2 protein-coding genes are annotated in these 2,450 nt (G+C 69.0%); one reads left to right on the forward strand and one right to left on the reverse strand.

The features are described 5' to 3' along the window. Positions 1-900: 900 nt before the first annotated feature. The gene (locus tag ACYQ0U_RS22565; RefSeq protein WP_459976132.1) at positions 901-1,578 is read right to left on the reverse strand and encodes a response regulator; all 678 of its coding nucleotides are present in this window, start codon (positions 1,576-1,578) and stop codon (positions 901-903) included. Positions 1,579-1,727: 149 nt separating this feature from the next. Between ACYQ0U_RS22565 and ACYQ0U_RS22570 the strand changes: the two genes are divergently transcribed. Further along, positions 1,728-2,321, forward strand: coding sequence for a CBS domain-containing protein (locus ACYQ0U_RS22570; protein ID WP_459976133.1), 594 nt, complete (start codon positions 1,728-1,730; stop codon positions 2,319-2,321). Positions 2,322-2,450: the final 129 nt, after the last annotated feature.

The raw sequence follows: 2,450 nt of genomic DNA on the forward strand, positions 1-2,450 counted from the left end.
TCGTACGGCGTGGAGCGTCGTCGTGACGGGCACGGCTCGGCTGGTGCCGGCTGACGACGTGCCAGATGCCGCGATGGAGATGCAGGTCTGGCCGGCGGGGGTCCGGAACCTGTTTGTGCGGGTCGAGCCGATCGAGGTCACTGGTCGTCGGCTGTGATCTCCCCTCGGCGGGTTCTCGCGAGCCGTAGCCTGGCTGCATCGTATGAAACAGACTGTCTACCTGGCCGGCCTCTGGCGACGGCCCTGCGGCCGCCAGAGTGCATGCAGAACCTCAAGCGGGGTCGCTACGGGCTAGGTTCTGCCCCCACCTGGCTGAGCAGCGTTCGTCAAGCAGCTCTACGAGTCGCGGACTAACAGACAGCGCAGGCGGAGGTTGGCAGAGCCAGACCGTCGAACCCCAACGGGTCTCTTGAATGGGGGCCTCTTGCAATGGGGGCCTCTTGCAGGGGGTCTCGTCGTTCCAGGACGACTGAGGTCGCTCGTCGTCGCGCTCTCGGTGACGTCGGCGGCGACGGACCCAATGACTTGCCGGGACGGGTGCCGTCTGCAGACACTCCGGCCCCGCGGCGACGAGCACTCCGGGCGGCTAGCCCGTTCAACCCCGAGCGCGGCGTACCTGGTGCGAGCGAGGTCGTGGCGCTCCCAACGATACGACCGAGAAGGTCGTCGGCGACCATGCCCACGACGGCGTCCAGCAGGAGCTGCCACCGGGCGCCATCGTCGAGGGCACCGTGCATCCGCCTCGTCAGCTCATGCGCCAAGTCGAAAGCCCACTTCCGCGAGTTCGGGCGGCGGGCGCTCTGCGTCCGTGGTCACCCGCACTCCTCTGAACGCGCGACGTCATCCCGAGCGTGGCGGCCGACGGCGCTCCGCCGCGATGGTCACATCAGGTCAGATTGCTCAGGTCCATGGGCGGTCGTGCTGACGCGTCGCGATGATCGCGGCTTGGGTGCGGCTCTCGACCCCGAGTTTGGCGAGCAGGCCCGAGACATGGTTCTTGACCGTCTTCTCCGCGAGCTCGAGACGACTACCGATCTGGCGGTTCGTCAGGCCCTCACCGATGAGGTCCAGCACCTGCTGCTCCTTGGACGTCAGGTGGCCGGTGACCGGCGGCTCGGGGGACCCGCGGCGCACCCGCTCCAGGACGTGTGCGGTCACCGCAGGGTCGAGCATCGACTGCCCATGCGCCACCCGGCGCACGGTGTCGACGAAGTCATCGCTACGTACCTGCTTCATCAGGTAGCCGGAAGCACCGGCCATGATCGCTGCGAAGAGAGCGTCGTCGTCGTCGTAGGAGGTCAGCACCAAGGCCGAGATGGCAGGGTCGGCCGACCGCACCACGCGACACACCTCGATGCCAGAGCCGTCCGGCAAGCGACAGTCGAGGATCGCCACGTCCGGTCGCAGCTGGAGGATCTCGCGGATCGCCACCTCGGCGAGCCCCGACTCGCCCACGACCTCGAAGCCGCCGGCGTCCTGGAGCAGGTCACGGATCCCGCGCCGCGTGAGCTCGTGGTCATCGAGGAGGTAGACCCGCAGGAGGTCTTTCCGTCCCACATCGACCACTGACTCCGTCATGGCCTCACGGTACGACTCGCCGACCGTGCCGGGTCCGGTCGATGGCCCCGCTCCTCCGGGACCTTCGTCCCTGCCCGGGGGACGGCAACTCCGGAGATGGTCGGTTCGAGGGCACGCCGCGCTCGACGGACTCGAAGGGGTGATCAGTCATGCTGGTGAGAGACGTGATGACGACGGATCCGGTCACGGTGAGGCGACGGACGACGATCAAGAGCGCCCTGACCACGCTGGCCGAGCACGCAGTGACCGCGCTCCCGGTCCTGGACGCCTCGCGGGTGGTCTACGGCATCGTGAGCGAGGCCGATCTGATCGCCGAGGTTGTCCCGGCCGACCCGCGTGCGCACGAACGTCTCCTGGCGGTGGAGCCGCTCACACCACCCCGGACGGTCGAGGAGGTCTGCACCCGCTCAGTAGTGTCGGTGCACCCCGCCGAGGACGTCGCCACCGCCGCGGACCTCATGGCGGCCACCGGGGCGAAGAGCCTGCCCGTGCTCGACGAGGACCACCGACTCGTCGGCATGGTCAGCCGCAGCGACATCGTCGCCGCCCTCGCTCGGGCAGACTCGACCATCGCGGCCGACATTACGGACTTGCTCCGAGCGTGCGGACACCCGGACTGGATCGTCGAGGTTGACGAAGGCGCGGCTCGCATCACCGGGCCGCGGGACGCCGCGGAGCACTCGCTCGCCCATACCGTCGCGCGCACCGTGCCTGGGGTCGTACAGGTCCTCAGCGATCGGTGAGCTGCGTCCCTGCCCGAAGGTCTCCGTGCCCTGTGACGTCCGGCCCTGACCGACTGTCCGGGAGGCCTGGACGCTGGACGCGTAGGGAGCCGGACCCGCGGAGTGCCTGACCGACCCGCGCCCTACCAC

Source organism: Nocardioides pyridinolyticus, from assembly GCF_054653575.1.

Bases quoted from the DNA above. Each gene is read 5' to 3' on its own strand.
- ACYQ0U_RS22565 (WP_459976132.1), bottom strand. From the start codon at position 1,578: ATGACGGAGTCAGTGGTCGATGTGGGACGGAAAGACCTCCTGCGGGTC.
- ACYQ0U_RS22570 (WP_459976133.1), top strand. From the start codon at position 1,728: ATGCTGGTGAGAGACGTGATGACGACGGATCCGGTCACGGTGAGGCGA.